Below are 11,169 nucleotides of genomic sequence, written 5' to 3' on the forward strand. Positions count from 1 at the left end.
TATTATCTCCGCATGCCGCACAGCGAGCGCGGCATGGTCGTCGGCCTGTTCGGCGGTTCGTTCAATCCGCCGCACCAGGGCCACGCACTGGTCGCCGAGATCGCCATCAAGCGCCTCGGCCTCGACCAGCTCTGGTGGATGGTCACCCCCGGCAATCCGCTGAAGAGCCGCAACCAGCTGGCACCGCTTGCCGAGCGCATTGCCGAAAGCGAGCGTGTCGCCGCCGATCCGCGCGTCAAGGTCACCGCCTTCGAACAGTCGCTCGGCGTCAGCTACACCGCCAATACGCTCGCCTGGGTCAAGGCCCGCAATCCGCATGTGCATTTCATCTGGATCATGGGCGCCGACGGCCTGCAGACCTTCCACAAATGGCAGAAATGGCAGGAAATCGTCCGCACCTTTCCGATCGCGGTGATCGACCGGCCGGGCGCAACGCTCTCCTACCTCTCCTCGAAAATGACGAGGACCTTCGATTTCGCCCGTGTCGACGAGGACGACGCGCGCATTCTCTGGAAAAAACCCGCGCCGGCCTGGACCTTCATCCACGGGCCGCGCTCCGGCCTGAGCTCGACGGCAATCCGCAACGGCTCACTGCCCGACGGCTCCGAATAGACTAATTTTAGGGAAACCCCAGAAACGAGAAAGCCCGACGGGGGAGGATCCGTCGGGCTTATAAACTCGATCGACAACTGGGAGGAGGAGTGTTGTCGACCCTGTCGAACGGCTTATGGGAGGAGGAGAAAGCCGTTTCGATGAGTATGTTTTATCATATTCCGCAGGAAGGTGAATATCGTTTTGTGCAATGCAGCAATGCGAGCGATGCAATCCTGTCGATGACAAACCGCGGAACGATGCCATTTTTATCGGCAGGGTCAGCCAGCCAGTTTCGCTCCCGCGGATCTGTTTTTCTCCGAAACCCCTGCGCTTTGAATACGTGATGTCAGGTGCCCAGCCGATACGGTTATATTTTGTTGGATATATCCCTAGCCAAGCCACGAGCATCGTTATATTCGTCGCAATATTTCGAACCCTGGGGAGTAAATCATGCAGAACCGCCGCCAATGGATGAAACTGGCAACCGCCGCAATTGCGGCCCTCTGGCTTGGCGCAGCCGCGCTGCCGACGCCTGCCGCAGCCGCGGAGAAGCTCACCGTCTTTGCCGCGGCAAGCCTCAAGGATGCGCTCGATGCCGCCAATGCCGCCTGGGCCAAGGAAAGCGGCAAGGAAGCCGTCGCCTCCTATGCGGCGAGCGGAGCACTTGCCAAGCAGATCGAAAACGCCGCACCCGCCGATGTCTTCATCTCGGCCGACCTGGCCTGGATGGATTACGTCGCCGAGAAGAACCTCATCAAGGCCGATACGCGTTCGAACCTGCTTGGAAACCGGATCGTGCTCGTTGCCGAAAAGGCCAAGGCGAAGCCGGTCGAGATCAAGCAGGGCTTCGATCTCGCAGGACTTCTGGGTGACGGCAAGCTGGCCATGGGTGAGCCGAAATCGGTTCCGGCCGGCAAATACGGCATGGCCGCACTCGATAAACTCGGCGTCTGGAAATCGGTGGAAACCAAGGTCGCCGGCGCCGAAAGCGTGCGTGCTGCGCTGGCGCTCGTCTCCCGCGGCGAAGCGCCTTACGGCATCGTCTACCAGACCGACGCCGCCGCCGATAAGGGTGTCGCCGTCGTCGGCACCTTCCCGGCCGATTCCCATCCACCGATCATCTATCCGATCGCAATTCTTGCCGAGAGCAAGAACCCGGATGCGGCAGCCTATCTCGACTTCCTGAAGTCCGACAAGGCAGCCGCCTTCTTCACGGCGCAGGGTTTCACCATCCTCAAGTGATTGAAGCGGCCAAATGATTGCGGAATCAACAGTGACAGCTTAGCGTGAAGGCTCACTTAGGCGAGCCTCCTGTCCGGTTCCACTCAATGGCTGCCCCTCACCTTAACCCTCTCCCCGTAAAACGGGGGGAGGGGACGTGCCCTGCCAGAAGTTGGAGGGGACGGAGAGGGCGCGGCTATTCCCCTTCTCCCCGCAAGCGGGGAGAAGGTGCCGGCAGGCGGATGAGGGACCGGCATCAGGTGACGCCGGATTTGCCAGGGAGACAACTGCATTTGGATATATTGGGCCTGAGCAACGAGGAATGGACGGCGATCCTGCTCAGCCTGCGCGTCTCCTTTGTCGCCATGCTGGCGAGCCTGCCCCTGGGCATCCTCGTCGCCTTGCTGCTTGCCCGCGGCCGCTTCTGGGGCAAGTCGGTGCTGAACGGCATCGTTCACCTGCCGCTGATCCTGCCGCCCGTCGTCACCGGTTTCCTTCTTCTCATCCTGTTCGGCCGTCGCGGTCCGGTCGGCAGCCTGCTCGACCAGTATTTCGGCATCGTCTTTTCCTTCCGCTGGACGGGCGCAGCGCTTGCCTGCGCCGTCATGGCCTTTCCGCTGATGGTGCGCAGCATCCGCCTGTCGATCGAGGCGGTCGACCGCAAGCTGGAGGAGGCGGCCGGAACCCTTGGCGCCGGTCCCGCCTGGGTCTTCCTGACGATCACCCTGCCGCTGACGCTGCCCGGCATCATCACCGGCATGATCCTTTCCTTCGCCAAGGCGATGGGTGAATTCGGCGCGACGATCACCTTCGTTTCCAACATTCCCGGCGAAACCCAGACGCTGTCGGCAGCAATCTACACCTTCACCCAGGTGCCGGGCGGCGATGCCGGCGCGCTGCGCCTGACGCTCGTCGCCATCGTCATTTCCATGGCCGCACTGCTCGCCTCCGAATTCCTCGCCCGCCTCGCCGGCCAAAGGATCGATCCGGAATGACGCTGATCGTCGAAGCAAAACAGAAGCTCGGCGGCTTTTTGCTCGACGCCGCTTTCACCTCCGAACGTGGCGTCACCGCGCTGTTCGGCCGCTCCGGCTCCGGCAAGACCTCAATGATCCGCATCATCGCCGGCCTCGCCCGCCCGGACGAAGGCCGCGTCGTCCTTGACGGCGAGATCCTGACCGAGACCAAAACCGGCACCTTCGTCCCGAAACATCGCCGCCGCTTCGGTTATGTCTTCCAGGAGGCCCGGCTGTTTCCGCATCTCAGCGTCCGCGCCAATCTTTCCTACGGCCGCTGGTTCACGGCGAAAACCCTACGCGGTGAAAACTTCGATCGCATCGTCGACCTGCTCGGCATCGAGCCGCTGCTGGAGCGCAGCCCGGCAAAACTTTCCGGCGGCGAGAAGCAGCGCGTCGCCATCGGCCGCGCTCTTCTCTCCGCGCCCCGCCTGCTGTTGATGGACGAGCCGCTGGCGGCCCTCGACGAGGCGCGCAAGGCCGAGATCCTGCCCTATCTGGAGCGATTGCGCGATCAGACCGAAATTCCGATCATCTATGTCAGCCATTCGATCGCGGAGGTGGCGCGGCTGGCAAACCAGGTGGTCGTCCTCAGCGACGGCAAGGTGGAAGCGACCGGCCCGGCCGTCGACATATTGAGCCGTCCCTCTGCGGCGGCCGACCGGAAAGAGGCGGGCGCGCTGCTCGAAGGCACCGTCGAAAGCTTCGATGCCCGTCACCGCCTGTCGACTGTCGCCTTGAAATCATCGCAGCTGCATATTCCGAGTGCGGCGCTCGCTTCCGGCAGACCAGTGCGCATCCGCATTCCGTCGCGCGACGTCATGCTGGCGACCGCCAGGCCCGAGGGCCTCAGCGCGTTGAACATTCTCGAAGGCAGGATCGAAGCCATATCGTCGGACGAGGACGGAACGGTCGAGATCCGGATCGACTGCGGCGGCGACACCATTCGTTCCCGCATCACCGCGCTGTCCTGCGAGCGCCTCGATCTTCGCCCCGGCAAGACCGTCTTCGCCGTCATCAAGACGGTTGCTCTGGAGGCCTGACGTTCCCTACAGACTGCGTTTTGCTTCGAGCCAGGCAAGATCCTCGGCAAGGCTTTCGCGCATCGTCTTCTCCATCCGGCGGAAACGGTCCAGCAATTCCTCACCGAACGGCGTCAGCGCCGCGCCGCCGCCCTTCTGGCCGCCGCGCTGCGGCTCGACCACCTGTTCGCAAAACATCCGGTTCATCTCGCTGACCAGCAGCCATGCGCGGCGATAGGACATGTCCATTGCCCGCCCCGCCGCCGAGATCGACCCGGTCGCGCGGATATGCTCCAGGAGCTCCATCTTGCCGTGACCGAGCCGATCCTCATCCGGGAAGCTGATTCGCAGGACGGGCACGAGTGTTTTGGCGGCTGGATCGGTCATCGAATCGTGAAATCGTGAAATTTGCCGCACTTTACGCCGCGGTACGGAAACTGTACACCGCCCCCACAAGCAGCCCGCGCGGCAATATTCTTCAATTCGGACGCCAGATCGGATTTTCGACCGTTCTGTATCTTAGCACGTCTTGAAACATTAATGGTTTGATGCCTATCTTAACCATGATCCGGTCTCGATCGGATCTCGTGTTGTGCATGGTTTGTCATTCCAGGAAAGGGAAAGCACTGACAACAGTACACGCCAAGGGAAAAACGTTCGCCGTTATCCCGAAGAGTGCGGAACGTGGCGCCGATGCCGCCGCCCGTGCCCTAGAAACCGTCCTCGCCAGCCTCGAGGACTCCAAAGCTGAAGATATCGTCACCATCGACATTGCCGGAAAATCGGCGCTGGGAGACTACATGATCGTCGTCTCCGGCCGCTCGAACAGGCATGTCATGGCGATCTCGGATCACCTGCTCACCGACCTGAAGGACGACGGCCTCGGCACGGCCCGCGTCGAAGGTCAGGAGGGCGGCGATTGGGTGCTGATCGACACCGGTGACATTATCGTGCATGTGTTCCGTCCTGAAATCCGCGAGTTCTACAACATCGAAAAGATGTGGGCGGCTCCGGATATGGATGAAGAAACACGGCACTGACAGGCAGGCCGGCATTCTGTCCGGCGCCTGAACGTGGCATTGGCTGGCCGGAGATATGAAAACCGGCCGGCGGCGCCTTGTGCGCCCGATGTGGCGCATCAGCGGGAGCGGATGAATGCGAATTGGTCTTTTTGCGGTGGGACGGCTGAAATCCGGCCCCGAAAAGGATCTTGCGGCCCGATATTTCGACCGTTTCGCCAAGGCCGGCCCTGCCGTCGGTCTCGAACTTGCCCGTGTTGCCGAAGTTGCCGAAAGCCGCGCCTCCAATGCGGAAACCCGCAAGCGCGAGGAAGCGGCACTGCTTCTGAAATCGCTTGCCGATGGCAGCATCCTCATTCTTCTCGACGAACGCGGCAAGGCGCCCGACAGCGAAGCCTTCGCCAGCCTGCTCGGCTCCTATCGCGACCAGGGCAAACGTGACCTGACGATCGCCATCGGCGGTGCCGACGGCCTCGATCCTTCCCTCTACGACCGTGCCGACGCCACGCTTTGCCTGGGCAAGATGACCTGGCCGCATCAGCTCGTGCGCATACTGATCGCCGAACAGCTCTATCGCGCCGTGACCATCCTGTCCGGCCACCCCTATCACCGCGTCTGATGCCGCACCGCTCGCCAATTCGCATGGTCACGCAGCCGTGTTCCGCCTGCCGGCCATTGCTCGTCAAACTTTCTGGCAAAGCGCGCCAAATCAGCTTAGTCTCCGCGCGATTTGAGAAAGTGCCCTAACACGCATGTCGAGAGAAGCAACCAGGCGACACCGCATGATCCTGCCGGCTATCGCGGCCGGTGTCGGTGTGGCGGTGATTGCCGTGTCGGCAAATCCCTTCATCGTCCGGGCGCAGGATGCCGCGCCTGAAGCGGCACAATCGGCGCCGCAGCCGGCAGCCGAGCCGCCGCCCGATCCGGCCGCCGAACTGGCCGCCAAACGGGACAAGACCCGTGCCGAACTGGAAACCCTGTCGAAAACGATCAGTCTTTCCAGCGACAAGGTGAGCGCGCTTCAACAGAGCATCGCCGATCTGGACAAGAGCACGCAAAGCATCCGCCAAGCGCTGATCGAATCCGCCGCCCGCCGCAAGGCGCTCGACAAGCAGATCCTTGCAAGCGAGAAGAAGCTTGCCGATCTCGGCGTCAAGGAAGATGGCATCCGCCGGTCCCTGCACGAGCGCCGCGGCCTTTTGGCCGAGGTGCTGGCAGCCCTCCAGCGCATGGGCCGCAACCCGCCGCCCGCTTTGCTCGTCACCCCCGATGACGCGCTCGCCTCGGTGCGCAGCGCCATTCTGCTCGGCGCCGTTGTTCCAGGCATCCGCAAGGAGACCGACAAGCTTGCCGGAGACCTTGCAAGCCTCGCCGCTTTGCAGACCGCAAGTGCGGCCGAGAAGGCCGGCCTGACCGCGACAATGACGAATGGGATCGAGGAAGAACGGCGCATGGACCTGCTGCTTGCCGAAAACGACAAGCTCAGCCGCAGCAATGCCGCCGAACTCGAGGCCGAGAGGAAACGCTCCGAGGAACTGGCGGGCAAGGCGACCAGCCTTGAGGGCCTCGTCGCCTCGATGGAATCCGAGATCGCTTCGGTGCGCGATGCGGCTGCAGCCGCCCGCCAGGCGGAGGAGAATCGCAGGCTGATGACCGACGAGCAGCGCGCCCAGGCCAAGGCATTGGCCGACAGCGGTGTGCCCGATAAAAACCGCATTGCGCCCGCATATCCCTTCGGAGAATTGAAGGCGAAATTGGAGGTGCCCGTTGCGGGCGATATCCTGCGCCAGTTCGGCGATGCCGACGGCACCGGGCACGAGGCAATGGGAATGACGGTCGCCACCAATCCGGAGACGGTGGTGACGGCGCCTGCCGATGGCCTGGTGGTTTTCGCCGGCGCTTTCCGCAGTTACGGCCAGATGATCATCCTCGACACCGGCGATGGCTACCACTTGGTTCTCTCGGGAATGGAGACGATCAATACCCGTCAGGGAAAATTCGTTTTCGCCGGCGAGCCGCTCGCCGTGATGGGCGCGAAAAGAGTGGCGAGCGCAACTGCATTGGCGCTGGAAACGGACCGGCCAACGCTTTACATTGAATTTCGAAAGGACGGTAAACCGGTCGATTCCCGACCGTGGTGGACCGCCAAAGACACTGGAAAGGCACGCAATGATTCGTAGGGCTTCTCTTGTTCTGGTCGGCGCATTGATGGGTGCGACGGCCATGAGCGTCATTTACTCGGCGGGTGTGCCGGCAGAAGCGGCCGGATCGTCCACGTACAAGGAACTCTCGGTGTTCGGCGATGTCTTCGAGCGTGTGCGCGCCCAGTACGTGACGCCGCCGGCCGAGGACAAGCTGATCGAGAACGCCATCAACGGCATGCTCTCCTCGCTGGATCCGCATTCGAGCTATATGAATGCGAAGGACGCCGAGGATATGCGCACCCAGACCAAGGGTGAGTTCGGCGGCCTCGGCATCGAAGTCACGATGGAAGACGAACTGGTCAAGGTCATCACCCCGATCGACGATACGCCCGCCGCCAAGGCCGGTGTTCTCGCCGGCGATTATATCTCCGAGATCGACGGCCAGTCCGTGCGCGGCCTGAAGCTTGAGGACGCCGTCGAGAAGATGCGCGGCGCCGTCAACACCCCGATCAAGCTGACGCTGATCCGCAAGGGCGCCGACAAGCCGATCGAGCTGACGATCGTCCGTGACGTCGTCGCCGTCCAGGCCGTCAAGTCGCGTGTCGAGGACGATGTCGGTTATCTCCGCATCATCTCCTTCACCGAGAAGACCTATCCCGACATGGAAAAGGCGATCAAGAAGATCAAGGACACCGTTCCGGCCGACAAGCTGAAGGGTTATGTCCTCGACCTGCGCCTCAATCCGGGCGGCCTGCTCGACCAGGCGATCAACGTCTCCGACGCCCTCTTGCAGCGCGGCGAAGTCGTCTCGACCCGCGGCCGCAATCCCGATGAAACCCGCCGCTTCAATGCCGGTCCGGGCGACCTGACGGATGGCAAGCCGGTTATCGTGCTGATCAACGGCGGTTCGGCTTCCGCATCGGAAATCGTCGCCGGCGCCCTTCAGGATCTGCGCCGCGCCACCGTTCTCGGCACGCGCTCCTTCGGCAAAGGCTCCGTCCAGACGATCATCCCGCTCGGCGAAAACGGCGCGCTGCGCCTGACCACGGCGCTCTACTACACGCCGTCGGGCCGCTCGATCCAGGGCACCGGCATTACTCCCGACATCAAGGTCGAGGAGCCGCTGCCGGAGGAACTGCAGGGCAAGATGGTCACCGAAGGCGAATCCAGCCTGCGCGGCCATATCAAGGGCCAGAGCGAGACGGACGAAGGTTCGGGCTCCGTTGCCTATGTGCCCCCGGATCCGAAGGACGACGTTCAGCTGAACTACGCGCTCGATCTGCTGCGCGGCAAGAAGACCGATCCGGCCTTCCCGCCGAACCCCGACAAGGCCGTCGTCGCCAAGTAATAATCCCCTCAAGGCCGGGCACCTCGCCTGGCCTTGACCCTTCTGCTGTTTCCCGGTTTTGGAGCGGGTGAAAAATTGGGAACGGACCTGCATGCGCCTTTGGGCCGCAACCGCAAAGCCGGCCGCCGGCGCCCGGGTGTTCTGCGCCTCGGCCGCATCGCCGCCAGTCTTTGTCTTTTCGCGATAGGCGGCTTTTCCCTCTATACGGCGTTTCGCGGCGATGGGCTCGAACGCACCAAACCACCGGCCGAACAGGCCGCAACGCCACCTTCCAATACCCCTCAGCCACCGACGACCACCGCCAACCAGGCAGCGGATGGCATGCCGCGCGCCGAACCGCGCTCGGGCGCCAATGTCGAACAGATGGTCACCGGTGATGGCTCCGTCGTCACCAAATACAGCCCCCGCCCGCGCGATGGCAGCGGGCCGGTGCTGGTCGACGCCATGCAGATCGGCCAGGATCCGCGCATGGCGGCCCAGCCGAATGAAGCGCTGCTCGAAGACACCCCTTTCGGCAGGCTGCCGATCGTCGGCCCCGATGGCCGGCGCCCGATGGATCAATATGCCCGTCCCTCCTCCGGCGCACGCGGCGTCCGCATCGCCATCGTCGTCAGCGGTCTCGGGCTCAGCCAGACCGGGACGCAGCGCGCCATCGCTGAATTGCCTGAAGAAATTACCTTCGCCTTTGCCGCGAGCGGCAACAGCCTGCAGCGCTGGATGCAGGAAGCCCGCCGAGGCGGCCACGAGATTCTTCTGCAGGTGCCGCTCGAGCCTTTTGATTACCCGGCGAATGATCCCGGCCCGGAGACGCTGCTGACCACAAAACCCGTGGCCCGCAATATCGAGAACCTGCACAAGGCGATGGGCGAGATCACCAATTACACCGGCGTCATGAATTATCTCGGCGGCCGTTTCCTGTCCGATTCCACCGCCATGGAACCTGTCATGCGCGATATCGGCAAGCGCGGCCTGCTGTTCCTCGACGACGGCACGTCGGCGCAGTCGAAGACAGCTGATGTCGCCAAGGGAACCGAACTGCCCTATGCCTTCGCCGACCTGCAGCTCGACGGCCAACTCGATATCAACGCCGTCCTGAAGAAGCTTGACGAGCTCGAGCGCATCGCCCGCAAGAACGGCCAGGCGATCGGCGTCGCCTCGGCTTTCGATGAGAGCGTCGACGCCATCGCCAAATGGAGCGAGGAGGCCGCGATGCGCGGCATCGAGATCGTCGGCGTCGCCGCCCTTTCCAACGACCCACGGAACCCTTGAGAGCAGTCTCTTGAGGAGATCCCTGAACGGAGAAGAAGATGAGCCAGGCGACCGTAAAAGCCGAGGACCTGCCCTACCGCCCCTGCGTCGGCGTGATGATCCTGAACCGCGACGGCCTCGTCTGGGCCGGGCGGCGCATTCCCGACGGCAATTCGGAATATGACGGCTCGCCGCAGCTCTGGCAGATGCCCCAGGGCGGCATCGACAAGGGCGAGGATCCATTGGACGCCGCCTATCGCGAACTCTACGAGGAGACCGGCATCAAGACGGTGACCTTGCTGGCCGAAGCGGGAGACTGGACCAATTACGATCTGCCGCCGGCACTGATCGGTATCGGATTGAAGGGAAAGTTCCGCGGCCAGACGCAACGCTGGTTCGCCTTCCGCTTCGACGGTGACGACAGCGAGATCGCCATCAACCCGCCGCCCGGCGGCCACGAGCCGGAATTCGATGCGTGGGAATGGAAGCCGATGCAGGAACTGCCCAGCCTGATCGTCCCCTTCAAGCGCGGCGTCTACGATCAGGTCATTGCCGAATTCCAGCATCTGGCGACATTGCAATCGGAAGACTGATCATGCCGGAGTGACGCCTCCGTTTGCGCTCGGCAAGCCGGAGGCCGGCCGCCCAAAGGCGGCCGGCATCTCGTGAGAGCTTATTCTGCCTCGTTGGCGGAATCGGCGTTGAGCTGGCCATATTTGCTCTCGCCGATTTTTCCGAGCAGATCGAGCTGCGTTTCGAGGAAGTCGATATGGCCTTCCTCGTCCATCAGCAGCTCTTCGAAGAGCTTCATGGAAACGTAATCGCCGGCTTCGTGACAGATATCGCGCGACTTCTTGTACGCTGCGCGGGCGTCGTATTCGCCGGCGAGATCGGCTTCCAGCACTTCCTTGACGTTCTGGCCGATGCGCAGAGGTGCAAGGGTCTGCAGATTGGGATGGCCTTCAAGGAAAATGATGCGCGCAACAAGCCGGTCGGCATGATGCATCTCTTCGATCGATTCGGCGCGCTCCTTCTTGGCGAGCTTGGTGTAACCCCAGTCCTCAAGAAGACGATAATGAACCCAATATTGATTGACTGCCCCGAGCTCGAGGAACAACGCCTCGTTAAGCCGCTCGATGACTTTTTTGTCGCCTTTCAATGTCCGCTCTCCTGTTTTCCTCATGGAATTGTTTCAAGCGGGACATGAAATCAAATATTTCCGTCTCCGTCGAGTGGCGACGGGCGTGATATTCCTCGGTCGTCTGGATAATGATGTCGACGACGTTGGGGAAACAGCCGCAGCAACGGCCGCGTTTTTCCATAGCGTGATAGACCTTCGCCGGCACGATAAGCTGCCAACAGTCTTCATCGAGAAGGTTGGTGATAACCTCCCGGATTTCCTTGTCGGTTATATAATTGCAGCTGCAGACAAGCACGTCTTCATTCCAAACATGACACTGACTATCGTGTTTTCTGCTAAAGAAGATGGTGGCTGTCAAGAAAAAATTCGAGCCCCGCTTCATCGGACGCTATGTCGGAATGACAAGCCAGTGCATG

The 11,169-nt window shown here is 62.1% G+C and carries 14 protein-coding genes; 11 read left to right on the forward strand and 3 right to left on the reverse strand.

All coding sequences use genetic code 11. From position 1 onward, the window contains the following. Window positions 1–12: 12 nt before the first annotated feature. The 5 genes from CO657_RS19930 (at window position 13) to modC (ending at window position 3,874) form a co-directional block, all read left to right on the forward strand. Complete coding sequence (locus CO657_RS19930) at window positions 13–612, forward strand: nicotinate-nucleotide adenylyltransferase (protein WP_245279828.1); 600 nt, start codon at window positions 13–15, stop codon at window positions 610–612. A gap of 92 nt (window positions 613–704) precedes the next feature. Beyond that, complete coding sequence (locus CO657_RS19935) at window positions 705–938, forward strand: hypothetical protein (protein ID WP_128715571.1); 234 nt, start codon at window positions 705–707, stop codon at window positions 936–938. 106 nt (window positions 939–1,044) lie between these two features. Beyond that, window positions 1,045–1,836 (forward strand): molybdate ABC transporter substrate-binding protein, encoded by a 792-nt coding sequence (gene modA, locus CO657_RS19940; RefSeq protein ID WP_003589597.1) that lies wholly within the window; start codon window positions 1,045–1,047, stop codon window positions 1,834–1,836. A gap of 272 nt (window positions 1,837–2,108) precedes the next feature. Further along, window positions 2,109–2,810: a molybdate ABC transporter permease subunit gene (modB, locus tag CO657_RS19945; RefSeq protein WP_003589596.1), complete on the forward strand. Its 702-nt coding sequence runs from the start codon at window positions 2,109–2,111 to the stop codon at window positions 2,808–2,810. Beyond that, window positions 2,807–3,874 (forward strand): molybdenum ABC transporter ATP-binding protein, encoded by a 1,068-nt coding sequence (modC, locus tag CO657_RS19950; RefSeq protein WP_003589595.1) that lies wholly within the window; start codon window positions 2,807–2,809, stop codon window positions 3,872–3,874. The genes modB and modC overlap by 4 nt, the downstream gene beginning before the upstream one ends. A 6-nt stretch (window positions 3,875–3,880) precedes the next feature. Here modC and CO657_RS19955 read toward each other — a convergent pair whose 3' ends face one another. Next, window positions 3,881–4,240, reverse strand: a complete 360-nt coding sequence (locus CO657_RS19955) for a winged helix-turn-helix domain-containing protein (RefSeq protein ID WP_003589594.1) — start codon at window positions 4,238–4,240, stop codon at window positions 3,881–3,883. A 209-nt stretch (window positions 4,241–4,449) separates the two neighbouring features. Here CO657_RS19955 and rsfS point away from each other — a divergent pair, with 209 nt between their 5' ends. The 6 genes from rsfS (at window position 4,450) to CO657_RS19985 (ending at window position 10,205) form a co-directional block, all read left to right on the forward strand. Further along, window positions 4,450–4,893, forward strand: coding sequence for a ribosome silencing factor (gene rsfS / locus CO657_RS19960; protein WP_003589592.1), 444 nt, complete (start codon window positions 4,450–4,452; stop codon window positions 4,891–4,893). Window positions 4,894–5,008: 115 nt separating this feature from the next. After that, window positions 5,009–5,491, forward strand: a complete 483-nt coding sequence (gene rlmH, locus CO657_RS19965) for a 23S rRNA (pseudouridine(1915)-N(3))-methyltransferase RlmH (protein WP_054182297.1) — start codon at window positions 5,009–5,011, stop codon at window positions 5,489–5,491. A gap of 163 nt (window positions 5,492–5,654) precedes the next feature. Then, the gene (locus tag CO657_RS19970; protein ID WP_054182296.1) at window positions 5,655–7,052 is read left to right on the forward strand and encodes a murein hydrolase activator EnvC family protein; all 1,398 of its coding nucleotides are present in this window, start codon (window positions 5,655–5,657) and stop codon (window positions 7,050–7,052) included. Beyond that, window positions 7,042–8,364, forward strand: coding sequence for a S41 family peptidase (locus tag CO657_RS19975; RefSeq protein WP_003543943.1), 1,323 nt, complete (start codon window positions 7,042–7,044; stop codon window positions 8,362–8,364). The genes CO657_RS19970 and CO657_RS19975 overlap by 11 nt, the downstream gene beginning before the upstream one ends. Window positions 8,365–8,439: 75 nt before the next feature. After that, window positions 8,440–9,633 carry a divergent polysaccharide deacetylase family protein gene (locus CO657_RS19980; protein WP_054182295.1) on the forward strand — a complete coding sequence of 398 codons (1,194 nt, stop codon included), beginning with the start codon at window positions 8,440–8,442 and terminating at the stop codon, window positions 9,631–9,633. A gap of 38 nt (window positions 9,634–9,671) precedes the next feature. After that, window positions 9,672–10,205, forward strand: a complete 534-nt coding sequence (locus tag CO657_RS19985; protein WP_054182294.1) for an RNA pyrophosphohydrolase — start codon at window positions 9,672–9,674, stop codon at window positions 10,203–10,205. 80 nt (window positions 10,206–10,285) lie between these two features. Here the strand turns inward: CO657_RS19985 and bfr are convergent, their stop codons facing one another. Both bfr and CO657_RS19995 read right to left on the reverse strand, forming a co-directional pair. Next, window positions 10,286–10,771 (reverse strand): bacterioferritin, encoded by a 486-nt coding sequence (gene bfr, locus CO657_RS19990; RefSeq protein ID WP_003589587.1) that lies wholly within the window; start codon window positions 10,769–10,771, stop codon window positions 10,286–10,288. Next, entirely contained in the window at window positions 10,737–11,135 is a 399-nt protein-coding gene (locus CO657_RS19995) for a (2Fe-2S)-binding protein (RefSeq protein WP_082366254.1), read from the reverse strand. The genes bfr and CO657_RS19995 overlap by 35 nt, the downstream gene beginning before the upstream one ends. Between the last annotated feature and the right edge of the window lie 34 nt (window positions 11,136–11,169).

This window comes from Rhizobium acidisoli, assembly GCF_002531755.2.
Taxonomy (GTDB): Bacteria; Pseudomonadota; Alphaproteobacteria; order Rhizobiales; family Rhizobiaceae; genus Rhizobium; species Rhizobium acidisoli.

Bases quoted from the DNA above. Each gene is read 5' to 3' on its own strand.
- modC (WP_003589595.1), top strand. From the start codon at position 2,807: ATGACGCTGATCGTCGAAGCAAAACAGAAGCTCGGCGGCTTTTTGCTC.
- rlmH (WP_054182297.1), top strand. From the start codon at position 5,009: ATGCGAATTGGTCTTTTTGCGGTGGGACGGCTGAAATCCGGCCCCGAA.
- CO657_RS19955 (WP_003589594.1), bottom strand. From the start codon at position 4,240: ATGACCGATCCAGCCGCCAAAACACTCGTGCCCGTCCTGCGAATCAGC.
- rsfS (WP_003589592.1), top strand. From the start codon at position 4,450: ATGGTTTGTCATTCCAGGAAAGGGAAAGCACTGACAACAGTACACGCC.
- CO657_RS19970 (WP_054182296.1), top strand. From the start codon at position 5,655: ATGATCCTGCCGGCTATCGCGGCCGGTGTCGGTGTGGCGGTGATTGCC.
- CO657_RS19930 (WP_245279828.1), top strand. From the start codon at position 13: ATGCCGCACAGCGAGCGCGGCATGGTCGTCGGCCTGTTCGGCGGTTCG.
- CO657_RS19995 (WP_082366254.1), bottom strand. From the start codon at position 11,135: ATGAAGCGGGGCTCGAATTTTTTCTTGACAGCCACCATCTTCTTTAGC.
- CO657_RS19985 (WP_054182294.1), top strand. From the start codon at position 9,672: ATGAGCCAGGCGACCGTAAAAGCCGAGGACCTGCCCTACCGCCCCTGC.
- modA (WP_003589597.1), top strand. From the start codon at position 1,045: ATGCAGAACCGCCGCCAATGGATGAAACTGGCAACCGCCGCAATTGCG.
- CO657_RS19975 (WP_003543943.1), top strand. From the start codon at position 7,042: ATGATTCGTAGGGCTTCTCTTGTTCTGGTCGGCGCATTGATGGGTGCG.